The following is a 25,893-nucleotide window of genomic DNA, read 5'->3' on the forward strand; positions in this document are numbered from 1 at the left end:
ACGTTGTAATACAACTTCTTTACACACATAAAATCTCCACAAACAATCCTTAACTGAACCGTATTGCTCTAATGGATCTTAATTTCTGCCCAAGGCATCTGGACTCCTCAACAAAAAAACATTCAGAGTTTGCACTGTCCCATAATCAGCAGGTGATGTGGTTGCTCTCACAGCAGAAATCTGAGAACAAGATTCGCCATATCTTCTCTACTGTTCGGCTTTGTTCGGCTTTAGATATCGCCACTTGGCAGAAAGCATGGCAGAAACTGGGAGAATACCATCCAATCTTGCGAACAAACTATCCGATTATTGAAGGTCAGCCTTGTCAGGTGGTTAGTTCCCAAGCAGATATTGATATCAAGGCGATCGATGCCTCTGGCTGGAGTGAAGTGTTTTTGCAGGATCAAATCTCAGAAGAAATTGATCGTCCATTCAATTTTCAGCAAGGATCGGTACTGAGAGTACGCCTATTTACCCAATTTGATGCAGAAGCAGTACAACTTGCTGTCATACACCCTATTGCCGGAGATGCTTGGTCGTTTAATATTTTACTTAACGATTTCCGAATACTGTATACTTTAGGCTCTAAAATCTGCCAACAGACGGAAAGTATTTCCTCCAAAGAAAATCAAGAAGGGTGTATTTCCACTCATCTACAATACGTGAATTTTGTCAATTGGCAGTCTGAAATGTTAGCTAGCCCAAAAGGTGAGCAACACTACGAGTTCTGGAAACAACAGCTAGCTGGCGAAATTCCTGTACTAAATTTACCTCTAGATAGGCCGCGCTCTCTAGCACAGAGCCAACGCAGTGCTTCTCATCTCGTTGAACTAGATCGCCAACTTCTTCACAAGTTACAGAAGCTAGCTCAAACTGAAAAAGCAAGTCTCTACAGCGTTCTATTGGCAACGCTGAAAGTATTACTGTACCGCTATACTGGGCAAAACAATATCCATATTGGAACTCCGATGGCAGGTCGTGGCGGACAAGATGAATTCGAGACGATTGTTGGTTCCTTTGTTAACCCTGTTGTCTTGCAATCCAATCTTGCAGGAAATCCAAGCTTCAAAGCATTTCTAGCGCAAGTTAATCAAACTGTCACTGAAGCTCAGGATCATCAAGATTATCCCTTCTCCTTAATCATGCAGCAACTCATGCCACAGCCAGATAGGAGCCTTTCCTCCCTTTATCAGGTTTTTTTCACTTGGGATGAGCAGCGTTGGTACTCACAAGAGCCAAAATCAGTTCTCTCTGCCGAGACTGAATTGAATAGTGGTGAGTCTGACTCTGTACTGATTATGAAACCGTATCTGTTTACGGGGCAAGTAGGAGCATTATTCGATCTCAGTTTAATAATTTGGGAGGTAGGCAATTCAATTGTTTTGTGCTGGCAATACAACGCCGATCTGTTTGAGGCCGACACCATAGCTCGGATCGCTTGCCATTACCAAATTTTACTAGAGGGGATTGTTGCTAATCCAGAGCATCGGGTTGCAGAATTACCTTTATTGAGCGAAGCCGAACGACATCAGCTTTTGGTAGAGTGGAACGACACTCAGACCCCTTATCCTGAAAAGCTTTCAATTCAGCAGTTGTTTGAGGAGCAAGTAGAACGCAATCCCGAATCTGTAGCAGTTATCTATAAAGAGCAGCAACTCACTTACCGAGATTTAAACCAACGTGCTAATCAACTGGCCCACTACCTACAAACACTAGGTGTAACTTCAGAAACACTCGTTGCTATCTGTATTGAACGCTCCCTGGAAATGGTTGTGGCACTGTTAGGAATTCTCAAAGCAGGTGGTGTTTATGTCCCTCTGGATGTCACCTATCCCAAAGAGCGTCTTGCCTATATACTTTTGGATGCACAGGTATCCGTTCTCTTAACTCAACAGCAACTCATCAAAGCATTACCTACAACCGATGCAAAGGTTGTTATTCTGGATTCAGCTAGTCTAGCGATCGCTAAAAAGAGTAAGGAAAATCCGATCGCTAGCACCACTGCTGATAATTTAGCTTACATAAACTACACTTCTGGCTCTACAGGTTGTCCCAAAGGAGTCGCAATTCCTCATCGTGGCGTTATCCGTCTGTTATTTGGCGTTGATTATGTCCGTCTTGATTCATCACGAGTCCATTTGCAAATTGCACCGATCGCTTTTGATGCAGCAACTTTCGAGCTATGGGGTGCTTTACTACATGGCGCTCGCTGTGTTCTTTTTGCGGGAAAACTCACTACAGTTCAACGAATACGTGACACAATCAATATTTATGGCGTTACAACGCTATTTCTAACCACAGCATTATTCAATACTATTATTGACGAGTTACCAGAAACTTTTTTGGGTATTCAACAGCTATTGACAGGTGGCGAAGCCCATTCTGTCGGTCATATAAAAAAGGCACTAGAAGTATTACCATCAACGGAAATCATTAGTTGCTACGGCCCGACCGAAAGCACGACGTTCACTTCGACTTATCCAATTCCCAAAACCCTTGACCAAAATTTATCGTCGATTCCCATCGGTCGTCCAATTGGCAACACTCAAATTTACGTTCTTGACACTCATCTTCAGCTTGTTCCCATCGGCGTTGTCGGTGAATTATACGTGGGAGGAGCAGGGTTAGCTCGATGCTACCTTAATCGCCCCGACTTGACCCAAGAGAGATTTATTCCCAACCCACTGTACCCTCCGCAGAGCATTAGCACAGCGGCGCGTGGCAGCGCACTTCGCCTGTACAAAACAGGAGACTTAGTTCGTTATCTCCCCGACGGGAACATAGAGTTTATCGGGCGAATTGACAACCAAGTGAAAATTCGAGGTTTCCGCATCGAAATTGGAGAAATTGAAACTTTGCTCGCTGCTCATCCCAAATTGCGTCTAGCGGCGGTCTTTGTCCGGGAAAACTCCTATGACGATAAACAGTTGGTTGCTTGTGTAGTTCCAGTACTGGGGCAAGAGCTAACTGCCGACGAACTACGTAACTACCTACAACAGAAGCTACCCAACTACATGATCCCTTCGACCTTTATTTTGCTCGAAACTTTGCCCTTAACGCCGAATGGAAAGGTCGATCGTCGGAATCTAACAACTTTCGATAATCCCACCTTGAGGTTAAGAATGATAGACTTACGCCACCCTACAAAATAGAGTTCTTGCATAAGTCGGGTAAAGGGTAAGGGTTAAAGGGAAAAGGGATAGAATTTTCCTTTACCCTTTAACCTTTCCCCCTTTCCCGACCTCTTGCAAAAGGCACTTTTGCAAGAGGTCTAATGAAGGAACTGAACATCAAGTGGTTGCAAAAAATCGAGCTATAATCTGCTGGAGGTAAAATCTTAATCAAATTGCACTAAGAGTTATGAATACAGGAGACGAGTTAAGTCCAAGCGCACAAAAAGTTCAAACTGCTCTATCGGCACTAGATATCAGTTTTCAGGTTGTCGAACTGCCAGCAAGTACTCGCACAGCTCAAGAAGCAGCCCAAACTATCGGTTGTACGGTCAACCAAATCGTTAAATCTCTGATTTTTCAAACCAAACAAACCAAAAAACCTATTATCGTTCTTGCTAGTGGTTCAAATCGCATCAACGAGAAAAAAGTGGGTGAAGTTGTTGCAGAACCGATAGAGAAGGCAAATGCTGATTTTGTTCGAGAAAAAACAGGGTTTGTGATTGGTGGAGTACCACCTATGGGACATAAAGAAAAAATTGAAACATATATTGATGAGGATCTTCTTCAATACGAGGAGCTATGGGCGGCAGCAGGGACACCGAATGCTGTTTTTAAACTACGCTCTACTGATATTGAAAAACTCACTAATGGAAAGGTCATTTCGGTCAAATGAAATAATATGAAATCCCCTTACTTCACCACAGAACATAATGCCTTTAGAAAACGGGTACGCGACTTTATCTCTAAGGAAGTGATACCGTTCGCTGATATGTGGGAAGACGAACGTTTTGTTCCAAAGACACTATGGCAGAAGATGGGGGAGCAAGGATTTCTGGGCATCAATCACCCAAAAAATGACGGTGGCTCGGAAATGGACTTCTTCTTTTCAGTAGTCTTTCTTGAAGAACTCGGTCGTACTGGTTATGGCGGCTTTAGAGTTGCCGTTGCTGTACAAGCGTATATGGCTACTTCCTTTATAGCCCACGCAGCAAGTGAGGAACTTAAACGCAAATATTTATCTCCTGCCATCACTGGTAACAAACTTGCTGCACTGGGTATTACCGAGCCAAATGCTGGTTCCGATCTTAGCCAGATCCAAACAAGTGCTGTGCGTGAAGGCGATAACTATATCGTCAACGGGACAAAAAAATTTATCGCTAACGGTACAAAATCAGATTTTGTCGTTCTTGCTGTGAGAACTGCACCTTCAAAAGATACACAAAGACGAGGTGCGACTGGTATTTCATTATTAATTGTAGATACAGCTTCTGAAGGTTTGAGTGCTAAAAAATTGGACAATATTGGTTGGTATTGTTCTGACACAGCAGAACTCTACTTTAATAATGTGTCTGTACCAGTGGAGAATCTAGTAGGTAAGCTCAACCACGGCTTTTATTACATTATGCAGTGTTTCCAACTAGAACGGTTGGTAGCTGGAATCCTTGCTCTTGGTGGCATAGACTGCTGCCTTGAAATAACGCGCCAGTATTTGACTCAACGGAAAGTATTCAATAGTCCACTTTCAAGTTTTCAAGCACTTCGCCATCGTATGGCTGACCTAGTAACGGATGTGGAAGCAGTCCGTCAACTTATTTATCACACAGCATGGTTGTACCAGGAAGGTGAATTACCTATTGCAGAATGCTCTATGGCTAAACTAAAAGCAACCGAATTAGCCAACCGTGTTGTTGATGAGTGCTTGCAATTTCATGGCGCATACGGCTACCAGGAGAAATGTGCGATCGCTCGTATATATCGTGATACGCGAGCAGGTACTATTGCTGGTGGAACCAGTGAAGTCATGCGCGAAATCATTGCCCAAATAGTACTTGGTGAGGTAAAAGTAGCTGTATAGTTAACGTGCGCCTTCGTTTGAGACTCACATTATAGTTAGAGTTCCTTGAGGTAGATGGTACTCAATGTCACTTTGATCTGTGACAGGAGTATCTACTAGTAGTAGTAGGTCAACTTTTTCTCCAGGATGAGTTTTGCTACCTCAATTGTTTCGCAACAGCAACTCTTCTACTGATGAGTGATTTCCCGAAAAACAGCCAATATGCGTTTAAATAGCTGATTGTTGGCGGTTTGATATTGATAGTTTTGAATGTTATGTATGGGCTTGAGTTCCATCATCGTGGAAGCTAAAAAAGCACCTTCAAAGCAAGCTAATTCGTTTGGCTGAATTGTGCGCTCAATGACGGGGATTCCAAGGTCATGTGCAATATCGAAAAGTGTATAGCGTGTAATACCTGGAAAGACATCAGAATCAAGAGATGGAGTTATGATTGATCCTTGATGCAAAAACAGCAGGTTAGCAGCAGAGGCTTCAGCAATATTACCAGCTTGGTTGAGCATTATGCCATCATCAAATCCTGCTGCTTGAGATGTGGTGCGAGCCAGATAGCTGTTGATGTAAGTTCCGCATAGTTTCCATTCTATGGGAATTGCCCGACTAGAAACACGTTCAAACGTTGAAATCTGACAACTCAAAGACTTGTTTACATCCCGTGGAACTGTTACAGCAAGAATGGTTACATCTGCAATATCATTAGTAATAAAGATATTGGGTTGCGATCGGTATATAATTGGGCGGATATAGTAAGTAGTTGGTGGTAATTGTTCTAATAGTTCCTCAATCCCTGCTGCTAAAGTCTCAATTGACCATGAATAATATAAACCAATTTTGTTAGAACCATTGTGCAGTCGCTCAAGATGCTGAATGAGTCGATGAATATAGTAATGGTCTCCATTCCAGTAGGCAGTGATGCCATCAAAAACACCAATACCTAAATGCAAAGAATGACTGGCAATGGATGGATCTGCTTGTTCGCGAGGAACAATCTTGCCATTATGCCATACGATAGGTGTTGCCTCAAACATTATCGAGGAATCTCCAAGTAAACTTCAAATCTGTAAATCAGGTATCTATCCTGATTGCACAAGGCTTTCATATTCTGTTTCGGAGATGTCTTATCTACTTCCACATAATGATTGAAGTTTGCAAGCACATAAAATTAAATTGTATAAGTTTATGCAGTCTCAGACCAAAAGTCTCAGCTAGATTTCTTCCAGTGCTTTCATAACTCTATCAAAATGGTTTTTTGCTTCTTGAGATGAGTTGCCAATACTAGTTATGCCTATTTTTCCAAATTCAGATAACGCCCCCATCATGTGAAAAACAGTACCAGTTTCTGTGTTGGAGTTAAAATGAAGCTTCTGAACTGTCATTATATCTATCAGTTGATCGGGTAACAATCCACGATAGCTATTACGTTCGTGAATTTGTTCTGATGTAATGTAGTATTTTGGCAAGCCTTTTCTGCTATAAAATAACCCTGTATTGATATCGTGATAACCATTAGTCAAAAATTTTAAGAGCAGAAATGGGTGGGAAGTTCCTCCCTTTCGCAGATTTATTTCAACTGCATGACAGTTCCAACAAGAAGTACCAATTTCATCTGATTGAAGAACAGCAAGAAAATCAATACTGAAATTACCTATGACTCCTTTTTGAGCCAAGTTTTTTCCGATTTTCAACCCATATTCTCGTATTTCCAGTTGATACGCCACATCAGCAGGAAAAGTGCAACCCTGAAACAGTAGACTATCTGAACCGCCCAAAATTTGCTCATGAGTGGAGATAATTTTAACTTCTCCATCTGGTGTAATCACGCCTTGAACGCTTGGTGAGCGTTTTTCGTTTCCGTCTATATATATCTCAATTATTGCACCCTGTTCTTGGATACGATTAATAAAGTTAGCCCAGTTTTCTGATTTATTTTGAAAGGTAACAGAGTCAAACTGACTGTAAATAGCTTCTACTTTTTCTACTTGTTTTGTGTCTTTCGATGCAAGATGCTGAACTTTTGTCAGGTCAAGTATGGCACTACCGAGACCTCCAATACCCTCATTGAGTTTAATCATCATTCTGGTTAAGTTGGGATGACGATTCCACAATTCTGCTGCTACTGTTGCTAAATCTTTGATATTCCAGACAACTTGACTACCGTCTGGATGAGAAATACCACACTCCCTAAAAATTTGTTGACTTCCACCTTTAGTACCCCAATACTGAAGATCGGGATCTAAAGAAAATAAAGGGACTTGGAGTTTAATAGATAATTCTCGTTCTAAAGATGTCGAGACGTAACACAGCATCAGAGACTTCTCAAGTTTCAACACCTGACGGATCTGTTGGATCAAGCGAGGGCGTTCTATAATTTTGCTGCTTAATGGATTAAAAGAAGAGTCATAAGTTGAAAAGAATATCAAGCGATCGCTAATATCAGAGTTGGAAAATGTCACTCCTAACAATATGTGCAAATAGTAGTCAACTAGTGCTGGATGTAAAGGCTGTGAAGTGACATAAACTAACCTGATATTAGGATATTTCAGTAAAGCTAAGTAAGGCAAAAGCCGTTCTTCCCAATGCTGAATACCAAGAATTGTCTGTGCATCCTCCTGATTCAAGCTAATGGAAGGAACTACTAATATATCAATTTCTTCATCACCAAAGTCTTCTAGTTCTAAACCGTGATGGGGTAATCGAGTTTGAAGAATACGGAATTGTTCTGACTCTGAAGAAAAACTATTGTCCAAACTTTTCATTTTTTATAATTGACAAGTTTAAAATTAACTACCCTGAGAATATTTGGTTGTAGTTGTGTGGCTAACAGCCATTAAAATCCACCTCAAAATATCAAGATAAATAATAAGCTAAAAAAGAGTAAAGCAATTAAGCTCCGGCTGCTAAACCACAAATATTAGCGATGAGATCGAGCAGCAATGCCTCAGAAGAACGGATAAAAAAGTGGTTTCCAGAAAGGGTGTGAAAGGTAAAATCCACACTAGTATAGCGCTTCCATTCCACCATTTTATCGGGAGGATCGATATCGTCTTGCAATCCACTGAAAGCTGCGATCGGAACGTTGAGTAGCTCTTTGACAGTCCCTCCCCAAACTTCTGCCAATTTCATGTCAGCGCGGATAGTTGGTTCAAGCATAGCCATAAGCCTACGATCTGCCAGAACTTCTGGCGGAGTTCCACTCATTTTCTGCAAACACTCATGAAATTCTTGCTCAGGTAAATCATACATATATGGCTTGGGACTAGGAATATGCGGACATCTACATCCAGCAATGAGTAATTGCCTTGGTAACGACTTTTTTTTCTCCTGTAGTCTTCGAGTCAATTCATAAGCGAGCCGTGCGCCCAAACTATGACCGAAGAAAGCAAAAGGCTTATCAAGATATGGATCTAGTGCTTGTTCGGCAGCACTGAGCAAAAGTGGCCACTCTGAAAATGGAGTTTCTTTAATACGCATATCCCGACCAGGGAGCCGAACAGCAACAACCTCTATATGTTTTGGCAATTGGTTAGACCAGTTACAAAACATACTTGGGGTTCCACCAGCACAGGGAAAACAGAATAGTCGCATCAATGAATCTTTTCGAGGGTCTAGCCAAGCAAACCAAGGATTATTCGTCTGACTATTAGTGCGTGGGTGGATATATGTCATCTCAGTATATATTTACTAGGGCTATTTCATTCTAGTTTTAAGGGCTGCTTTCACGAATATTGTTGTTTTTCACAACAATTTAGCAATTAAATCTCACCCTCAAAAATACCAATTTGATGAAAATCAACACCTTACAATAAAACGTGATATTTGAGAATGAAATAGCCCTAAGATGTGTAACTGATTCCGTTTTATGTTTACTTTTCTTGAAGAGCAGCATCAATGGCAGCAGCAAGCTGTCTCAATTGTCCAGTTGAGAAAAGCGTATCAGGCGACAATACATCCTCACCATAAATATCTTCAATGCGACTCAGCAGTTTAATTGCAGTTAGGGAATTACCTCCCAAGTCAAAGAAATCTGAGTCCAGCTTGATATCAGATATACCAAATATCTCGATCCAGATATCAGCAAGACTTTTCTCTGTTTGTGTAACTGGCTCTAAGCCCATGTTATTTTTTTTGAGTTGCTCAACAATTTCTTGCATCAAATTTGCCTCTTTATGTGAGTTAGCCAATCTTCCAACTAAATTAAGTTGGCACGATCAAATCGATGTATGTTTAGTTTTATAAAATTGTGAAGCTATTTATTTTTAAGGCATTAATTAACTTCACATTTTATAACATCAGTCGTTCGATTTGTTAACCTTAACTTACCTATCTCAAATTACACATTTATATCAGATAACTGTTGTTACTCTAATTCAGCAAACCGAGTGTTGAATGGCTTACCTTTAGTTGTATGGGTAACGATGCGATTGTAATTGAAATCATTTTTACCAGATACTAATACCGCACCATATTTTTCCAGACTTACCCGCCCTCCATATTCATCTAAATAGTCAGAGTTAGGATAAATCTTGACTGAAGTCGGAACGTAGCGACTGACATAGCCCAATCGCATCTCTTTTGTTTTACCTCTATGGGGGTGCGAAGCGTGCATTAGGGTTGACCAAAACAAAATAAACTGGCCAGGTTGCATCTGTAAAGATATAGCCTTGGATTCATCTGGTTTCCAATCTGGATTAATTTGCAACTGGCGATAGTCATACCCATGAAATCCGCGTTTAATACCCTCTTTTTCGACTTGATTTATCTGATTTGGATCGTAGTGCATCTGTTTAGTTTCATCGTAGTACATTGTACTATGGGTACCAGGGATGAATTGAAGGCAACCATTATCTATGGTTGCTTCAGTAAAAGCTGTCCAAGCAGTTATAGTGCCTCCAAAACTATCATTTTCTGGCCAGACAATTTGAGGAGTACCACTAACATTTGCAAAGGTATCTGCCTGATGCCAATCAGTTCCCTCATCCCCAGGATATTTAGGAAAGAACTCAGAGCGCCAGCATAGAACGTTGGGCCCTAGAATACTGCTAATTCTATCAGTGATTTCTGGACGACAAACGTGTTCAGCTAAAAAGTCAACATCAAGATGGCGATCGTAGTTCGCAATATTTGTGACTCCTGAAACTGCAATTTCCTGATGATATACAGCCTGTTTTCTATTAAACAATTGTGGCCGAACCTTTTGCCATAATGCTTTTATTTCTTCAGGTTCATATAAGGTAAAAGGCCCAGCATAACCACGTTGATGAAAATTAGCTAGTTCTTCTGTAGTCAAAGAAAATGTTTGCAATGTAGCTTGAGTGTTGAACATTCAATGATTTCCTAATACGAATTTCCCAGAAATATGCCTGGATTTATCAACAGAGATGAAAAAACAGGGATCAACAATTTACTCCAAGATAGGGAACTGGTACTTTTTTTTGGGTTACACAACCGAATCGTCTAGCACCAACAATTGGTGAAGATTTTAGAGCATCAAGTATTTGTAAATAAGCAATTGTGCTTAACAATTTATCAAATCGGGGTTGTGAACACAATTTTTAAGCTAACGTTGTCTATGGTTGGCTACGCTTATGCGTCATTGCTTGATATATACAATATGATTTGCATATACGCCTGTATATATTCTCAGCTTCTGAGTGAAAATGCAATGACAGATAAGACAGTTAAGAAAGATAGGACAGTTAATAATTGTAGATAAAACAAAATTTATAAATTGAGAGAAAAGTGATAACTTTAACTTATTGGCTAGTTACATGGTAAGTATATGAATTCTAATCTTTTTAAAATTAAGTAAAAAATAGAACAATCCTATTAAAACATTACTTAGCATCGAAATAATTTCCAATACTAAACCCAAAATGCCTGCTAAATTAGGTCTTTAAATACTAATATTTAGTCTGTCCCCAAAAATAAACTCCCTTATACTTTTAAGTCATAAATTTGCTAATCAAGAGTGGGTATCCTATTGTGTAACATCTCAGTTTAGCGTTACGTTTTATTGATCGCTTTCGCTTCGATATTAATTGATAAAGTATTTTTTCTCAAAACTAGTATGGTAACTAATCAAGTAGTCTTGTCAGAACTAGAGGCCAAATCAACATCAAAGGTAATACCAGTTATTTTATTATTCGTAGCAGTATTAACCCTGTCCTTTGCGGCAATCTTAATCAAATGGAGTGAACAGGATATCGGCCCTAACGCCACGGTTTTCAATCGCTTCTGGATATCCTTTGTTGTACTAGGACTGTTGCAGGGAATCAAGTCACTCGTTTCTCAATTTTCCGGTAATTCCCCCACACAACAACATACTTATACACTACAAGATGTATTACTTTTAATAGTATCGGCTATTGTAACATCTATTTCCCAGATTTCCTGGTGTTGGTCTTTAACTGAGACTAGCGTTGCCAACGCTAATTTATTGCATAATTTAACACCTGTTTTCACTACTCTGGGAGGGTGGTTGCTATTGGGCCATTACTTTGATAGAAAATTTCTGATGGGAATGGCTCTTGCTATGGGGGGTGCACTCACTATTGGTATTCAAGATTTACACATCGCTGCTCATAACCTCATCGGTGATGCTTGGGCTTTACTCTCTGCTGTGTTCTATGCAGCAAATTTTTTAGTGTCAGAAAAACTGAGAGTCAAGTTTCCTACGATTACTATATTAATTTGGTCTTGTTTACTGAGAAGCTTTTTAACTTTTCCAGTAGTTCTATTCACAGAGAATCGATTATTCCCTTCTTCCTTACAAGGATGGTTAGCCGTTATTTTTTTAGCTGTTGTATGTCAAGTAATTGGTGCAGGAATACTGATTTATAGTATCAAGCGTTTTTCTTCAGGGTTTACTTCTCTGTTCCTGCTGCTGGAGCCGATTATTACGACTATACTTGCCTGGTTCATCTTTGCTGAAAGTTTAAGTCTAGTCAATATGCTAATTTTTTCCATAGTTTTAGTTGGTATATACTTGGCTAAAACTGGTCAGGGATCTGATAAGGCAGAAATGAAAATTGTTGCGGAAGATATAGTAAGTGAATCAAGTGGGAGCTAGATAAAGGAAACCATTGATGGCGAAAAATTTCGTCAGATTAGGTCATATAATGTCCGTCGCATCAGCCTAATCAAAAGACCTCTCTTTGGTGTTACTACGCAAAATCTGTCCCTCTTTAATGTGGAGAGGGAGAAACTTGAACTTGAGTCAAAGGTCGGGAAAGGTTTGTTGAACTCAGGTTAAATTAATACTTAAAATTCCATGTTAGCAAGCTTATAATTTTAAAACTATCAAAGTTTCTAAACCCATAAACTCTACAACAAACCTTGTTTTTTCAACTTAGCTAGTGCATCTTCAGCAGCAGCTTTCTCAGCATCTTTTTTATTGCGTCCTTTACCTTCTCCGTAAATTTTTTCATCTACCAATACTTTGGCTATGAATTCTGGCGCATGAGAAGGGCCTCCTATTTGTTCTGTGAAGTATTTAGGGGGATTTGGAGTAATGTTGCGTTGCACCCATTCTTGAAAGCGGTTTTTTGAGTCTACATTAGAACGGGGTACAATTATGTGCTTAGGATCTACAGAATCAAATAGTGGTTCTATAATTGCGCGAACTGTTTCAATATTGGACTCATTATCTAAATAGTAAGCACCAAGAACTGCTTCAAAAGTACTACTGAGCAAATTAGGATTTTGGTAGCCTCCGTCTCGAATTGCGCCTTTTCCTAACCGCATTCTAAAGTCTAAACCCACTTCCTCAGCGAACTTTGCTAATTGCTTTTCATCTACCAGTGCCGAACGCCGTCGGGTTAATTCATCTTCTCCCATTTCTGCATGACGACCATAGAGATATTCGCCACTTAAGAAATTCAGTAAAGCATCACCGAGAAATTCTAGGCGTTCATTGTGTTCGCCTTCTCCTGGGTTTTCATGAACGTAAGAACGGTGGGTAAGCGCACGGCGTAGAAGTTTTTCATTATGGAATATTAGAAGTTTGTGCATTTTATCTTATATTTTGTTGCAGAAATTCACTGTTGGGAGAGTTTACAAGTGTTGTTTTGTTCAGACATGAAAAAACCGCAAATCGCGGTGCTTGCGAAAACCCAGTTTTTTATTCAGCTGGGTTTTTCAAAGCTATTTTAGGCAGCCAGTATATCTAACTCAGTTAAAAATAACTGCTGATTTTGCTTTTTGACTTTGCCATCTTTTACAACAACATCAATAAACTGGCTAAAACTCTTAAATTTCTTGCCATCATCTGTAGAAATAGATAAGTATCCTTGATAGTTAGCACAACGTTGACGCATCAATTTATCAATGTGACCAAATACGGTAGGCTTACCTTGCCTTGAGGCAGTTTTGATAGCTTCAATTAGATACTCTATGGCATCTTTGCAATTAATCTGAGATATAAGAGCCGTGTTTTGAGGTTGAGTCTTATTGCTATTGCCAACTAGCTGAGGTAATTCATCTACAAAGTAGAAGTTATCATTACCAACTAGTTTAATTAAATTTGGACTAGCACTACCTCTTTGAGCAAAAATTATCACCTTTTTACCCAAAGATTTTAGAATACAAATTAAGCCGGCATAGTCCCAGTCTCCTAAAAATAGGATAATTGTTTTTAGAGAAGGATTAAAGGCAACTGCTTGAACACAGTCAGCGATCAATCGATAATCTGCACTATTATTTGAATTATCAGGAACATCAACACACTTCATACCAAGAATTTCTAGCTCATTTTTGGTGCTAACTTGGTTTCTGTAGTGTGAATTATAGTAGACATTTTTGCAGTCTATACGCCCCTTGGATTGGGCAAATTCAAGCAACAAATCACCCTTTCCTTTAATTGAAGAGACGTTCTGAATATCGGCAAAAATACCGACAGAATTTTTTTGCTGGTTAGTTTGTTTTTTGGAAGACTTATCAGCGTGTTTCATTGTAATGCATCCAGTATTCTTTGGTGAACTGGACAGCTTGAACAAATTACACATCTAGCAGTAGCGGGGCTTTATATGAGGAGTTTGTACTCAAAAAGTACTACCCTGCAATAAAGCTCTCTACCGTCGCTTTCGTTTGGTTTAAGTCTCAGCAGTAGAACTCCCAGTTTCCTAGCAAGTTTCGCGTCACACCTTCCCCTGAATATTTATCCAAACATCTTGTCTTCCAATTGAAAGTCTAGCCAATTAGTTGACCTGACATTGGGCTGAATATTCAGCCGAAGGAACAACATGAAGCTCGGCAGGAAACTAGGAATTCTGCTGCTGAGACAACACCAAAAACCTACGCTTTAGAGTGCAGTTCTTTTGCTGTCTTAAGTACATACTTTCATATCTGATGCCGTATTGTCAATATAGTTACTTATAAAGATTTCGTAAAACCGTAGACGCGTAGCGGCTTGTCGTAAGACATCGCCTGTTATCCATCAACTTTAAGAATCATCTATGGTATTCTTTCACAACCACCATTTTTTTAGTTAATAAATAATTTACGGTTTACTTTGAGCGATCGCACCATACAAAATACCTAAAACTTTCTTAATATCTTTAATATAATACTCACTCAAATCAATCGAAACTACGTTACCTTCAAGCTTGAGGAATTGCCAGATAGTACCGATAGTAACAGCACCATATATAGCTTTGATTTGATTTCCACCTCTCTCGTTAAATAGCTGAGCCGCTACCATTTCAGCAATACATTGCGCTAAACCAAACCTCAAATTCTCATTTTTACTTTTTACTAAAACAATCACCGGGCTACGCACCAGCAACTGCTCGGTAGAAAAACTCAAAATAAAATCACAAAAGCCATTTAGTCCTCGTTGGCTATCAACAGTAAAGTCAACTCCAGAAAAAAAGCTAATTTCATAATTAAATTTGCGTCTAATCTCTAATAAAATTGGACTGATTATCATTTCACTTCGAGCTTTTTAGGAACTTCTCGCTACTGCTAAATCAACATTTTGCCTCAGAATAGTAGATAATAAATCACTACACTCTTGCTCCTGTACATTTGCGAATAGTCCCGATGATTCGTGGATAACTAACCCAAAACAATCAATAACTTCAAGAAGTTTAAAATCACTATAAGCCATAAAACTTACTTTTTTCTCTTAGAGGTTGAATGAACAAGTCTAATTTATTACTCACCCTGGCACAGGTGCGGCTACACAAACAAAACCCACCTTCGTGGGTTAAAAACCTTGATTTTGTATTAGTCCACGGAGGTGGACAACGCTAGTGTAGTAGCGAATTATATTCGCCCAATACTTTTCAAACATCCTCTTATAATTGAATTCTATAGAAAAGTTTAAAAATTCAGCTTTGGCGGAAACACCCTAGCTAAATCAAGATACAAATCAGGGAAGCAGGGAAAAGTTATTACCTCATTTGACAAGAAAATTCGCTTATTTGAATAACCATATCTGCCTTGGTTATCCTGATATGGTTCACTGTAAGTTTCCAAATAATTATCGAATAAATTGAATATCCAATAATCAATAATACCCGCTTGAGCATAAAGAGGTATTTTCACATCTTGGTCATAAGCTAAAGAAGAATCTGAAACCTCCATTACCAAAAAAACATCAGCAGGTTTAGGATGAGCCGATAGATAATCATCAGCACGGTTTTGAAGAATCGCAAAATCTGGTTCAGGTTCACTGTTAGGTGGCAAAGCAATCGGAGCTTGAGATTGCAAAGTAGCCTTGTCTCCTAGTATTTTGGGGAGTTCCTTCCACAGTTTTCTTAAACAAGTTTCATGGGCTTTACCTTTGGATGCCATTTCAATAATTTCCCCGTTGATTAATTCAATATGGTCATCTTCATGGAAAAAGCCTAATTCTCCAAGCCTGTGGTATTCATCTAGTGTGAAGCGTTTAGCCTGAGCAATACTCATAAATCTTTCTCCCAAAGCAATGCGATCGCACTTATATTCTAAATGTGTCAGAAATTGGTATGCTAAAGGCCGAGACTCGCTATCAAAGCAAACAATGCCTGCGCCTACTATCAATCCCACCATCACTGCTTTTCCCTTGACAGCCGTAGTCGGTCAAGAAGCAATTAAATTAGCCTTGCTATTAGCCGCAGTCGATCCTGGTTTGGGGGGAGTGGCGATCGCAGGTCGTCGCGGTACGGCAAAATCTGTAATGGCTCGTGCTATCCACGCTCTACTACCGCCGATAGAAGTTGTCAAAGGTTCAATCAGTAATTGCGACCCCAACCACCCAGAAGAATGGGACGATCAACTATTGGCGGAGTACGCAGACAAAGACATTCAAGATATTCCCGTCGAAATTATCCCCGCGCCTTTTTTACAAATTCCTCTAGGTATCACAGAAGACCGACTCCTCGGTTCAGTAGATGTTGAAAAGTCGGTAAAGCAAGGTGATACTATTTTTCAGCCAGGTTTACTCGCTACAGCCAACCGGGGTGTACTGTACGTAGATGAAATTAATTTATTAGATGATCAAATATCAAATCAGCTTTTAACAGTATTATCTGAGGGACGCAACCAGATCGAACGGGAAGGGATTAGTTTTCAACATCCGTGCAAATCCCTATTTATTGCCACCTATAATCCAGAAGAAGGCGGATTACGAGAGCATCTGCTAGATAGAATTGCGATCGCACTTTCTGCTGACGGTGTACTCGGCTTAGATCAAAGAGTAGAAGCAGTTGAAGTTGCGATCGCTTATTCTAAATCTCCCCAAGACTTTCTCCAACAGTACAACGAAGATTTAGACTCCCTCAAAACCCAAATCATCTTGGCGCGGGAATGGTTGAAAGAAGTAATCATCACCCACGAACAAATTGCCTACTTAGTAGATGAGGCAATTCGCGGCGGAGTTCAGGGACATCGCGCCGAGTTATTCGCCACGCGGGTTGCCAAGGCTGCCGCAGCTTTAGAGGGACGAACAACAGTTAATGCCGAAGATTTGCGCCGTGCTGTGGAATTGGTAATTGTACCACGCGCCACAGTTGTGCAGACACCGCCACCAGATCAAGCGCCACCACCGCCTCCACCCCCACCGCAACAGAATCAAGAAGAACCCCAGGACGAATCTGAAGAGGAACAAGAAGAACAAGAAGAACAGGAAGAAAATCAAGAGCAAGAACCCCCTAGCATCCCGGAAGAATTCATTTTTGATCCAGAAGGGGTAATCCTTGATGACAACGTACTGTATTTTACTCAAATGGCGAAGCGACAAGGTAAATCTGGTAGTCGCAGTGTCATTTTTTCCGATGACAGGGGACGCTACATTAAGCCGATGTTGCCCAAGGGGAAAGCGCGACGTATTGCAGTAGATGCTACTCTCAGGGCGGCTGCTCCTTATCAAAAAGCACGCAGAGAAAGACAACCAGATAGAAAAGTTATTGTCGAACAGCCTGATATTCGCTCGAAACGCCTGGTACGCAAAGCCGGGGCGTTGGTAGTATTTGTGGTAGATGCTTCCGGCTCAATGGCTCTGAATCGAATGCAATCGGCTAAAGGTGCGGTGATGCAACTGTTGACTGAAGCTTATCAAAACCGCGACCAAATAGCATTAATTCCCTTCCGGGGAGAACAGGCCGAGGTATTATTGCCTCCAACACGTTCTATTGCTTTGGCGCGTAACCGTTTGGAAAGGTTGCCCTGTGGTGGGGGTTCGCCTTTAGCGCATGGTTTAACTCAAGCTGTACGCGTCGGCTTAAATGCTCAGATGAGTGGAGATATTGGGCAAGTTGTCCTTGTTGCAATCACCGATGGGCGGGGTAATATTCCCTTAGCGCGTTCTTTGGGCGAACAGCTAGAACCAGGAGAAAAGCCAGATATCAAAGGAGAATTATTAGAAATTGCTGCGAGAATACGTGCTTTAGGAATGCAACTATTAGTAATTGATACGGAAAGTAAATTTGTGTCCACGGGTTTTGCTAAGGAATTATCGCAAACAGCAGGCGGTAAATATTATCATTTGCCGAAAGCGACAGACCAAGCTATTGCTGCTATGACCAAAGGTGCGATCGCTGATTTAAAATCTAGATAATTAGTTATTACTTATTTGTCATTTATTTGTCAGTTGCTTTTCTACTAACCACTGACCATTGACTAATAACATCAAGACCCAGTGGGCATTACCTGTGGTTGCAAATAACAAATCAAATCTTGAATTCCCTTTTGCAGATAGCGCGTTACTGTCATTGGACTAGTACCAATATTCTTAGCAGCATCCTTGCGAGAAAGTTCTTTCAAGAATACCATTTCAACTGCCATGCGGGGCTTTTCTTCCAACATATTGATTGCGCCTTGGAGTTGTTGGCGTTCTTCTTCTTGTTGTAGAAGCACATGAGAGCGAGGACAAGGAAGTGCCTCACCCAAGGTTATTTGGCAATCAACATAGTTAACTGCGGTTGCATCTAAACTCAAGGGCATCCGGTTTTGAGCAGCTAACTTGGTTTCCTGCCACTCTTGTACAGATACCCGAAGTTGGCTGGCAATTTCAGCATCCTTGGGCGGGCGACCTAAAGAGATTGACAAGTCCTTGCGAATCTTTTGTCCTTCATTATATAATTCCTGCCAACGACGGGGAATTTTTAATAGAGTACTGCGATCGCGCAAAAAGTGCAGCATCTCACCGCGAATATATGGCACTGCAAAGGAACTAAAAGCATATCCTTGGCTAGGGTCGAAACGCTCAATAGCCCTAATCAAACCAAAATACCCAATTTGTTCTAAATCTTCATAAGGTTCATTACATTGATGGCTGAATTTATGAGCCATCTTCCGTACTAAGCCAGTATGTAACTGTACAAGTTTATTACGAAGTTTAATAGAAGGATTCTGGTGGTACAAGTGCAATAATTCTATACCATCAGTTCGTAAAGAGGACTCACTTGTTGCCATATACATTCCCTTGTTGTAACTCCTATTCCTGAGAAAATGGAGTTGCGTATATTTTCTTCTAAGCTGTTATTATTTTGCTGAGTCAGGGAAGAATAAGCCATCGTCGTTTCACTGAACTTGTTAGGGGTCGAACTCCACAATTCAGTATTTGTACGCATGATTTTGCGAACCTCTCTGTTACAAGTTATTTTTGCTTTTTATATAACTCTTGAATGGTAAATAATCTTTAGCTTTTGCAACAAAAACTAGCTATTTATGCTGAAAAATGCATGACTGACCTAATACGCATCTGTCATACTGAGTGCAAGTGAATCGGTACTGAATTAATCGCAAAATAGGTTGCAATCAAGGGTAAAGAGTATGCTATCAGTACTAAAGAGGCTGTGAAATCCTCAAAAACTGACGACTTTAATTTTCAACAACAAAGCCACCCTTCAGATTTGGCAACGATATTAAATCCTTGTCCGTTAACCGCAAAGATTGGTAAGAATAGGAATAAGCAGAACGTTTTCCTAAAAAACAGTTTTTCAATATGAGCAATACCAGTAATTTTCGTGAAGCTATCCGTGAGGCTAAATCTCACGCCCTAGTTGGCCCAAATGTGATTGCCAACGCCCTCCCCTACGTCGGTGGTGGATTGGTGCTAACGGCATTAGGAACCTACGGCGGTTTGGGAGTTATCCGTACTAACCCGGAAATATTCTTTCCCACCTTCATTGGTGCGGTGATTTTGGAGTTAATTTTGTTCTTTGTTGCCCAAAATGTTGCCCAAAAAGGTAATAAGGGTCTTGCACTACCCCTGTTGGCAACCTACAGCCTATTGTCTGGATATACCCTCAGTGGTTTGGTATTTGTCGCCTTGAGATCCCAAGGTGTTGGCATTCAAGGCATTGGATTGGCTGCCCTTGGTTGTGGTGTGACCTTTATTGCTGCCCGTCAAATTGGGTCAAATCTTTCTGAACAAGATGGTATGGCTTTGACGAAAACCATCAATCTTGGTGTCATTGCCTTGGTGGTTGTGTGCGTCGCCCAATTCGGGTTTGCCATGTTTGGTGTTTACACGCCAAATTGGTTAGAAATCGCCATCTCCGGTTTAGGAGTATTCCTGTTTGTTGGGGTTTCTGTTGTCGATTTCTACATCTTGCCCCGCACTTACAGCGATGACCAATATCTGCCTGCTGCTTTGTCGATGTACTTAACTTACATCAACTTGTTTGTCTTTATCTTGCGGTTGCTAATTGCCATCAATGGCCGCGATTAATTGCCTGTAGGCACTAAACATAAGTAAAATTTTCTAAAGTAAAACCGTGGTTTAATTTTTAGCAACCACGGTTTTTTCATCGTTTTAATAGTTTTAATAGTATAATATCTAGATAAGTTAAGCCTCAAGTGAGCAAAACTATGCTTGAACTCTTAAATATCAAAATTGAAGTAGAAAAGTTGTCTAATATCTTGACCAAGGCTGAAGGCTGTCTTTAGCCTCCCAGAACTGAGTGGAAGAATTCAGGACTTGAATCAATTAGTTTCTCAACCTACTTTCTGGCATAATTCCGTCACTTCCCGTCAGACACTTCAAGAAATTGATTCACTCAACGCTAAAAAGAAACAATATCAGCGATCGCACTTCATTCTAGAAGATATCAAAGCTGCACTAGAACTACTAGAATTATCTGCTGATGAAGAATTATTGCAAGAGGCGCAAACCAACCTAACTCAACTCCAAAAAGAACTCGAAACACTAGAAATAGAACAATTCCTGTCCGCTCCCTGCGACCAAAAGGGGGCATTCTTGGCAATTACGGCTGAGGTTGGAAGTATAGATGCTCAAGACTGGGCAGCTATGTTATTACAGCTATACCATCGTTGGGCAGTAAATCATAACCATAAAGTGTATCTAGTGCAAGAGTCAGCAGGTGATTTAGGAGGGTTCAAACATGCCACCCTGGAAATTATAGGGCGTTATGCTTATGGCTGGCTAAAATCGGAACAAGGAACTCATGCAAGAATAGAGCGAATTTCTCCTGTTCATAGCAATGGCAAACGGCATACTTGCCTAGCCAGCGTAAAAGTCAGTCCGATTTTAGATGAGTCTGTTGATTTTGAGATTCCAGAGAAGCATTTAGAAATTACTTTGCCGCGCGATCGAGGGAATGTCAACCGCCCAGAAACATGGGCGCAGGTGTTTCACATTCCTACTGGGATTAGTGTATTTTGCAAGGAGGAGCGCAGCCAGATGCAAAACAAAGAGAAAGCCTTAGCTATTCTCAAGAGTAAACTGTTTGCGATTGCACTAGCCCAAGGTGTCCAGATTGATGAAATTCAATCTCGGCTAATAAAATCTCTATACAACAAGCTCATCCGTGAATATATCTTGCATCCTTACACCAAGGTGAAAGATTTACGCACTAATGTAGAAACACCTGCTGCGACAGAAGTATTAGACGGTAAAATTGATTTGTTTATCAAAGCCTATCTGCAACAGCTATATCTTACTACTTCAGGGGATAAGGAAGTGCTTGATAATTTCAAGTAACTTTTGTAACCTATACAAGTTGTGCAGAAAAAATTTGCCCAACTACAGCTAAAATCAAGAAACATAAAAAGAGCAATTTTCCAATCCAAAGCGCTCTATCTATCATTCAGCAAGCATTATGGATGTCCTAGAACTCAAACGCGAAATCGAAACGTTGTCTGGCCGCCTGGGTAAAACCCAGGACTATCTTTGACGTACCTGCACTGACAGCCAAAATTCAAGACCTCGAAAAAATATCCGCTCAACCAGAATTTTGGAATGAGCAAACCCAAGCACAACAAACGCTACAAGAACTCAACGACCTGAAAGCCCACCTCCAGCAATACGATCGCTGGCACGCCAATCTAGAAGATACTAAGGCAGTTGTTGAATTGTTGGAGTTAGAAACCGATGAGGCACTACTCCAAGAAGCAGAATCTACCATCACTAAACTGAATCGTGACCTGGATCAGTGGGAGTTACAACAGTTACTTTCTGGGCCCTATGATGCGGAAGGTGCTGTACTGACGATTAGTGCTGGTGCTGGTGGTACAGATGCTCAAGACTGGGCGTTTATGCTGATGCGGATGTACACCCGTTGGGGCGAAGCTCACGGCTATAAGGTAACTTTAGCTGAAGAGTCGGAGGGTGATGAAGCCGGAATAAAATCGGCAACCCTAGAAATTACTGGTCGCTATGCTTATGGTTACTTGCGTTCAGAAATGGGTACACATCGCTTAGTGCGAATTTCACCTTTTAATGCTAACGGCAAGCGACAAACCAGTTTTGCAGGGGTGGAGGTGATGCCGCAGATTGATAACTCTGTGCAATTGGATATTCCAGATAAAGATTTGGAAATCACCACAACTCGTTCTGGTGGTAAAGGTGGGCAAAACGTCAACAAAGTAGAAACTGCGGTGCGGATTGTTCACCTTCCCACGGGTCTTGCTGTGCGCTGTACAGAAGAGCGATCGCAGCTGCAAAATAAAGAAAAAGCCCTAAATCGCCTCAAAGCAAAACTGTTGGTTATAGCTAAAGAGCAACGTGCCCAAGAAATTGCCGAAATTCGTGGCGATATGGTGGAAGCCTCTTGGGGCAACCAAATCCGTAACTATGTGTTTCACCCTTACCAAATGGTAAAAGATTTGCGTACAAGCACGGAAACAACAGGGATTGGCGATGTGATGAATGGCGAAATTGATACATTCATCCAAGCTTATCTGCGCCAAGAAAATAAACTGGTAGAAAACACTCCAGCATAGAGGCACTCGTTACATAACACCCCGATTGCTAAGGCGTTTCACTGAGAAACGCCTTAGCAATATATTGGCGATCGCAATTCTATCCCAGACCAACTGTTACAGTTATAAAAGAGTCTGTAGACAAATAACTATGAGCAACTCACCTTCAACAGAACCTCAACCTAGCTACGTCAAACTCGCCATGCGAAACATGGTGCGGAAGGGTGGAACTTCCCTAAAGCATTTTGGATTGACTGCTGTAGGGCTTTTAGCTCTGCTTGTTGGTCTTGCTTACCTCACTCACTAACGACAAATCGTAAACCTCAGACAAGGAGACTGTGTGCCCCTGAGAGTTGAACTATATGTGGAGGAGTATTTTTATGAGTTGTCCCCGACAACATCTGTAAAAATTGACGAGACTGATGACCGAATTACTCCTGAAACTTGGGAAAACTGGTTTAATCACTGGTTGAAAATACTTCAGCCTCAGATTCCACCAGCGCCAAGTTATGAAATCGGGTTGCGTTTAACAGATGACTTACAAATTCAAGAACTGAATGCTCAATATCGTCAGCAAAATAAGCCGACAGATGTTTTAGCCTTTGCAGCTTTGGAGGTGGATTTTCCTCAAAGCAAAGAAATGCTTGCCTCTGTCCCATTATACTTAGGTGACATTATTGTGTCTGTAGATACAGCAAAACGCCAAGCTCAACAACAGGAACATAGCTTACCAACCGAGCTAGCCTGGTTAGCTGCTCACGGTTTATTGCACCTCTTGGGCTGGGATCATCCTGATGAAAAAAGTTTGGAGCGAATGTTAAAACAGCAAGTGGGATTGCTGAATACAATAGGTATTGCTATTGACATCGAATAGCAGTAGTTGAAGTATCTCTTAATGTCAATTTTGGGTAATACTTTTATAATACTTCTGTGGAAAATTGCCTAAAGATTGCCTCAAAGTTAATTCTGCCATTAAGATCGGCGAATATCCCCACTGTAGCAACTCTGTTCTTGTGTTTTTAAGTCTATGTCCCAAAAAATTTCTCCATCACCAACGCCTACCTCGTTACAAACACTGGTGTCTAACGAACGGGAATTCTCCTGGAAAGTAGCCTCTAATTTATTTGTTAGTTTTAAATATGCCTGGGCTGGAATCAGCTATAGTTTTCAAACTCAACGTAATTTTCGTATCCATGTAAGTGTTTGTGCTTTGGCAATCGCTTTAAGCGTTTTTTTGCATCTGCAAGCGGTGGAAATAGCGGTAATTGGTATAACTAGTGGTTTAGTTTTGGCACTAGAGTTACTCAATACAGCGATCGAGTCCGTTGTGGACTTAACCGTTAAGCAGACATACCATGATTTGGCAAAAATTGCTAAAGATTGTGCGGCTGGTGCAGTGCTTGTCTCTGCTTTCGTAGCGATGCTAGTAGCAGGTACGCTATTGCTCCCTCCTCTGGTAAAGTTAATTATATCGGCTTTGTAGACGTGATTTGCGTAGGCTAGCATTTACCGCAGGTATCGCCAAGTGACTCATTAAGAGAATCACACTCTGTCCGATTCCCTTTGTAGAATATATTTAAAATTTAAGTTGTGTGATGTCTACGACGGGTGGTTCCTGAGCGCAGCCGTTCGCGCAGCGTCTCCGACAGGAGAAGGGCTACGCCAACGCGGCAAGCATCCTGGCTAAAGGATTTTGGTAATCTTTAAAAAGTGGCCGTAGAGTAGCCGCTTCATACTTACACGTCTACGTCAGTATTATTTTTACATCTAACGAACAAATAGCATGAGATACTTATCTATGCTTTTTGCAACTGATAAGTGGTAAAACCAGGAGTGATAAGCTTTGATTATAGTTATTGACAATTATGATAGTTTTACATATAACTTAGTGCAGTATTTGGGAGAATTGGCATCAGAGTTCCCAGTGGCAGATGATATTAAAGTTTTTCGTAACGACAAGATATCCATAGATGAGATTCGGGCATTAAAACCGGAAGCTGTGGTTATTTCTCCTGGGCCTGGTCGCCCGGAAGATGCGGGTATTTCTTTAGAATTGATTGAACAGCTAGGACAAGAGTTACCAATTTTGGGTGTCTGTTTGGGACATCAAAGCATTGGTCAAGTGTTCGGTGGTAAAATAATTCCTGCTCCAGAGTTGATGCATGGCAAAACCTCTCAAGTGTCTCACACTGGAGTGGGGGTTTTCCGGGGATTAGAAAATCCTCTAATCGCCACTAGGTATCATAGTTTGGTAATCGAACGTGAGACTTGCCCAGATGTGTTAGAAATCACCGCTTGGGTTGAAGATAACACCATTATGGGAGTGCGACACCGGAACTATCCTCACATTCAGGGCGTCCAATTTCACCCAGAGAGTGTCCTGACAGCTTCAGGAAAACAGTTATTACGAAATTTTCTGGAACAGTTACAGTCAAGAGCATAATTAATGAAACGACGACAGTTGATGGGCTATGCTGGGGCGGGGTTGGTAACAGCTTTGGTTACTAACTTGGGTTCTAAATCTCAAGCTGACGCACAATCTAGCGGTTTATCAGTTAAGTGGTTGGGTCATACTTGCTTTCTTTTTACTGGTGGTGGTGCGAAAGTTCTCGTCAATCCATTTCGGACGGTCGGCTGTACTGCTGGGTATCGTCCCCCAAAAGTTGCAGCAGATTTAGTACTGATTAGCAGCCAACTGCTTGATGAAGGTGCTGTGGATGTACTACCGGGAAATGCAAAACTGATCTACGAACCAGGAGTTTATGAGTTTAAAGGCATTAAATTCCAAGGAGTTGCCATAGACCACGATCGCAAGGGTGGTAGACAGTTTGGCTCAAATACCGCTTGGAGTTGGAAGCAAGGCGGAATTAATATCCTACACTTAGGAGGAGCCGCTGCACCCATTTCCATTGAGCAAAAAATCTTGATGGGGCGTCCCGATGTGGCATTTATTCCAGTGGGAGGCAGTGCAAAAGCCTACAATGCTGAGGAAGCAAAGCAGGCTGTTCAAGTATTAAATCCCAAGTTAGTGATTCCGACTCATTACCGTACACAAGCGGCTGATGCTGCTAAATGCGATCTTTCGCCATTGGATAATTTTCTGACCCTGATGCAAGGTATGACAGTGCGGCGTAGTAATGGAGATAGTATTTCCATTAGCCCTAAAGATTTGCCGGAAAAGGGGGAAATTCAGGTTTTGAGTTACAAATTTTGAATAAAGGG

General features: G+C 41.0%; 23 protein-coding genes. 13 read left to right on the top strand and 10 right to left on the bottom strand.

What is annotated here, in order from left to right; translation table 11 throughout:
- Positions 1-71 precede the first annotated feature (71 nt).
- The 3 genes from V7K53_RS22880 to V7K53_RS22890 all read left to right on the top strand — a co-directional run bounded on the left by V7K53_RS22880 (position 72) and on the right by V7K53_RS22890 (position 5,028).
- Positions 72-3,152 (top strand): non-ribosomal peptide synthetase, encoded by a 3,081-nt coding sequence (locus V7K53_RS22880; RefSeq protein ID WP_335199842.1) that lies wholly within the window; start codon positions 72-74, stop codon positions 3,150-3,152.
- A 208-nt stretch (positions 3,153-3,360) separates the two neighbouring features.
- The gene (locus tag V7K53_RS22885; protein ID WP_335199843.1) at positions 3,361-3,846 is read left to right on the top strand and encodes a YbaK/EbsC family protein; all 486 of its coding nucleotides are present in this window, start codon (positions 3,361-3,363) and stop codon (positions 3,844-3,846) included.
- A gap of 6 nt (positions 3,847-3,852) precedes the next feature.
- Positions 3,853-5,028 (top strand): acyl-CoA dehydrogenase family protein, encoded by a 1,176-nt coding sequence (locus tag V7K53_RS22890; protein WP_335199844.1) that lies wholly within the window; start codon positions 3,853-3,855, stop codon positions 5,026-5,028.
- A 167-nt stretch (positions 5,029-5,195) separates the two neighbouring features.
- Here the strand turns inward: V7K53_RS22890 and V7K53_RS22895 are convergent, their stop codons facing one another.
- The 5 genes from V7K53_RS22895 to V7K53_RS22915 all read right to left on the bottom strand — a co-directional run bounded on the left by V7K53_RS22895 (position 5,196) and on the right by V7K53_RS22915 (position 10,348).
- A complete protein-coding gene (locus V7K53_RS22895; protein WP_335199845.1) occupies positions 5,196-6,053 on the bottom strand; it encodes an aminotransferase class IV in 858 nt (285 codons plus the stop codon).
- Between the two features lie 177 nt (positions 6,054-6,230).
- Complete coding sequence (locus V7K53_RS22900; RefSeq protein ID WP_335199846.1) at positions 6,231-7,781, bottom strand: peptide ligase PGM1-related protein; 1,551 nt, start codon at positions 7,779-7,781, stop codon at positions 6,231-6,233.
- Between the two features lie 127 nt (positions 7,782-7,908).
- Positions 7,909-8,691 (bottom strand): thioesterase II family protein, encoded by a 783-nt coding sequence (locus V7K53_RS22905; RefSeq protein WP_335199847.1) that lies wholly within the window; start codon positions 8,689-8,691, stop codon positions 7,909-7,911.
- Positions 8,692-8,888: 197 nt separating this feature from the next.
- Positions 8,889-9,176 (bottom strand): phosphopantetheine-binding protein, encoded by a 288-nt coding sequence (locus tag V7K53_RS22910; protein ID WP_335199848.1) that lies wholly within the window; start codon positions 9,174-9,176, stop codon positions 8,889-8,891.
- 206 nt (positions 9,177-9,382) lie between these two features.
- Positions 9,383-10,348 (bottom strand): chlorinating enzyme, encoded by a 966-nt coding sequence (locus V7K53_RS22915; RefSeq protein ID WP_335199849.1) that lies wholly within the window; start codon positions 10,346-10,348, stop codon positions 9,383-9,385.
- 744 nt (positions 10,349-11,092) lie between these two features.
- Here V7K53_RS22915 and V7K53_RS22920 point away from each other — a divergent pair.
- Complete coding sequence (locus V7K53_RS22920) at positions 11,093-12,094, top strand: DMT family transporter (RefSeq protein WP_335199850.1); 1,002 nt, start codon at positions 11,093-11,095, stop codon at positions 12,092-12,094.
- A gap of 254 nt (positions 12,095-12,348) precedes the next feature.
- On the opposite strand, the gene rnc is transcribed toward V7K53_RS22920, so the two are convergent.
- From rnc to V7K53_RS22940, 4 genes are all read right to left on the bottom strand, one after another.
- A complete protein-coding gene (gene rnc / locus V7K53_RS22925) occupies positions 12,349-13,035 on the bottom strand; it encodes a ribonuclease III (protein WP_335199851.1) in 687 nt (228 codons plus the stop codon).
- Positions 13,036-13,172: 137 nt separating this feature from the next.
- Positions 13,173-13,973 carry an NYN domain-containing protein gene (locus V7K53_RS22930; protein ID WP_335199852.1) on the bottom strand — a complete coding sequence of 267 codons (801 nt, stop codon included), beginning with the start codon at positions 13,971-13,973 and terminating at the stop codon, positions 13,173-13,175.
- Between the two features lie 548 nt (positions 13,974-14,521).
- Entirely contained in the window at positions 14,522-14,950 is a 429-nt protein-coding gene (locus V7K53_RS22935) for a hypothetical protein (protein ID WP_335199853.1), read from the bottom strand.
- A 395-nt stretch (positions 14,951-15,345) separates the two neighbouring features.
- Positions 15,346-15,933: a Uma2 family endonuclease gene (locus tag V7K53_RS22940; protein ID WP_335199885.1), complete on the bottom strand. Its 588-nt coding sequence runs from the start codon at positions 15,931-15,933 to the stop codon at positions 15,346-15,348.
- A 94-nt stretch (positions 15,934-16,027) separates the two neighbouring features.
- Here V7K53_RS22940 and bchD point away from each other — a divergent pair, with 94 nt between their 5' ends.
- Positions 16,028-18,061: a magnesium chelatase ATPase subunit D gene (gene bchD / locus V7K53_RS22945; protein WP_335199854.1), complete on the top strand. Its 2,034-nt coding sequence runs from the start codon at positions 16,028-16,030 to the stop codon at positions 18,059-18,061.
- A 71-nt stretch (positions 18,062-18,132) separates the two neighbouring features.
- On the opposite strand, the gene V7K53_RS22950 is transcribed toward bchD, so the two are convergent.
- The gene (locus tag V7K53_RS22950; protein ID WP_229498888.1) at positions 18,133-18,918 is read right to left on the bottom strand and encodes an RNA polymerase sigma factor SigF; all 786 of its coding nucleotides are present in this window, start codon (positions 18,916-18,918) and stop codon (positions 18,133-18,135) included.
- Positions 18,919-19,450: 532 nt separating this feature from the next.
- Here V7K53_RS22950 and V7K53_RS22955 point away from each other — a divergent pair.
- The 8 genes from V7K53_RS22955 (at position 19,451) to V7K53_RS22990 (ending at position 25,885) form a co-directional block, all read left to right on the top strand.
- Positions 19,451-20,179: a Bax inhibitor-1/YccA family protein gene (locus V7K53_RS22955; protein WP_335199855.1), complete on the top strand. Its 729-nt coding sequence runs from the start codon at positions 19,451-19,453 to the stop codon at positions 20,177-20,179.
- 140 nt (positions 20,180-20,319) lie between these two features.
- Positions 20,320-21,451 (top strand): PCRF domain-containing protein gene (locus tag V7K53_RS22960; protein ID WP_335199856.1). Its coding sequence is split into 2 segments (ribosomal slippage): positions 20,320-20,394 and positions 20,396-21,451, totalling 1,131 coding nucleotides; the frame shifts between segments, so codons are not numbered across the junction.
- 118 nt (positions 21,452-21,569) lie between these two features.
- A protein-coding gene (gene prfB, locus V7K53_RS22965; protein ID WP_334840900.1) for a peptide chain release factor 2 occupies positions 21,570-22,692 on the top strand; the annotation gives its coding sequence in 2 pieces (ribosomal slippage) (positions 21,570-21,641 and positions 21,643-22,692; 1,122 coding nt in all).
- Between the two features lie 130 nt (positions 22,693-22,822).
- Positions 22,823-22,978, top strand: a complete 156-nt coding sequence (locus V7K53_RS22970) for a DUF3285 domain-containing protein (RefSeq protein WP_094350437.1) — start codon at positions 22,823-22,825, stop codon at positions 22,976-22,978.
- Positions 22,979-23,017: 39 nt separating this feature from the next.
- Positions 23,018-23,545, top strand: a complete 528-nt coding sequence (gene ybeY, locus V7K53_RS22975) for an rRNA maturation RNase YbeY (protein WP_335199886.1) — start codon at positions 23,018-23,020, stop codon at positions 23,543-23,545.
- A 153-nt stretch (positions 23,546-23,698) separates the two neighbouring features.
- Complete coding sequence (locus V7K53_RS22980) at positions 23,699-24,154, top strand: diacylglycerol kinase family protein (protein ID WP_335199858.1); 456 nt, start codon at positions 23,699-23,701, stop codon at positions 24,152-24,154.
- A gap of 360 nt (positions 24,155-24,514) precedes the next feature.
- Positions 24,515-25,114, top strand: a complete 600-nt coding sequence (locus V7K53_RS22985) for an anthranilate synthase component II (RefSeq protein ID WP_335051501.1) — start codon at positions 24,515-24,517, stop codon at positions 25,112-25,114.
- Between the two features lie 3 nt (positions 25,115-25,117).
- Complete coding sequence (locus tag V7K53_RS22990) at positions 25,118-25,885, top strand: MBL fold metallo-hydrolase (RefSeq protein ID WP_335199859.1); 768 nt, start codon at positions 25,118-25,120, stop codon at positions 25,883-25,885.
- Positions 25,886-25,893: the final 8 nt, after the last annotated feature.

The sequence above is a fragment of the Nostoc sp. genome (assembly GCF_036917355.1).
In the GTDB taxonomy this organism is placed as follows: Bacteria; Cyanobacteriota; Cyanobacteriia; order Cyanobacteriales; family Nostocaceae; genus Nostoc.

What these genes read in the sequence shown, in the direction of transcription:
- V7K53_RS22880 (WP_335199842.1), top strand. Translation starts at nt 72, where the DNA reads ATGGATCTTAATTTCTGCCCAAGGCATCTGGACTCCTCAACAAAAAAA.
- V7K53_RS22885 (WP_335199843.1), top strand. Translation starts at nt 3,361, where the DNA reads ATGAATACAGGAGACGAGTTAAGTCCAAGCGCACAAAAAGTTCAAACT.
- V7K53_RS22890 (WP_335199844.1), top strand. Translation starts at nt 3,853, where the DNA reads ATGAAATCCCCTTACTTCACCACAGAACATAATGCCTTTAGAAAACGG.
- V7K53_RS22895 (WP_335199845.1), bottom strand. Translation starts at nt 6,053, where the DNA reads ATGTTTGAGGCAACACCTATCGTATGGCATAATGGCAAGATTGTTCCT.
- V7K53_RS22900 (WP_335199846.1), bottom strand. Translation starts at nt 7,781, where the DNA reads ATGAAAAGTTTGGACAATAGTTTTTCTTCAGAGTCAGAACAATTCCGT.
- V7K53_RS22905 (WP_335199847.1), bottom strand. Translation starts at nt 8,691, where the DNA reads ATGACATATATCCACCCACGCACTAATAGTCAGACGAATAATCCTTGG.
- V7K53_RS22910 (WP_335199848.1), bottom strand. Translation starts at nt 9,176, where the DNA reads ATGCAAGAAATTGTTGAGCAACTCAAAAAAAATAACATGGGCTTAGAG.
- V7K53_RS22915 (WP_335199849.1), bottom strand. Translation starts at nt 10,348, where the DNA reads ATGTTCAACACTCAAGCTACATTGCAAACATTTTCTTTGACTACAGAA.
- V7K53_RS22920 (WP_335199850.1), top strand. Translation starts at nt 11,093, where the DNA reads ATGGTAACTAATCAAGTAGTCTTGTCAGAACTAGAGGCCAAATCAACA.
- rnc (WP_335199851.1), bottom strand. Translation starts at nt 13,035, where the DNA reads ATGCACAAACTTCTAATATTCCATAATGAAAAACTTCTACGCCGTGCG.
- V7K53_RS22930 (WP_335199852.1), bottom strand. Translation starts at nt 13,973, where the DNA reads ATGAAACACGCTGATAAGTCTTCCAAAAAACAAACTAACCAGCAAAAA.
- V7K53_RS22935 (WP_335199853.1), bottom strand. Translation starts at nt 14,950, where the DNA reads ATGATAATCAGTCCAATTTTATTAGAGATTAGACGCAAATTTAATTAT.
- V7K53_RS22940 (WP_335199885.1), bottom strand. Translation starts at nt 15,933, where the DNA reads ATGAGTATTGCTCAGGCTAAACGCTTCACACTAGATGAATACCACAGG.
- bchD (WP_335199854.1), top strand. Translation starts at nt 16,028, where the DNA reads ATGCCTGCGCCTACTATCAATCCCACCATCACTGCTTTTCCCTTGACA.
- V7K53_RS22950 (WP_229498888.1), bottom strand. Translation starts at nt 18,918, where the DNA reads ATGGCAACAAGTGAGTCCTCTTTACGAACTGATGGTATAGAATTATTG.
- V7K53_RS22955 (WP_335199855.1), top strand. Translation starts at nt 19,451, where the DNA reads ATGAGCAATACCAGTAATTTTCGTGAAGCTATCCGTGAGGCTAAATCT.
- V7K53_RS22970 (WP_094350437.1), top strand. Translation starts at nt 22,823, where the DNA reads ATGAGCAACTCACCTTCAACAGAACCTCAACCTAGCTACGTCAAACTC.
- V7K53_RS22980 (WP_335199858.1), top strand. Translation starts at nt 23,699, where the DNA reads ATGTCCCAAAAAATTTCTCCATCACCAACGCCTACCTCGTTACAAACA.
- V7K53_RS22990 (WP_335199859.1), top strand. Translation starts at nt 25,118, where the DNA reads ATGAAACGACGACAGTTGATGGGCTATGCTGGGGCGGGGTTGGTAACA.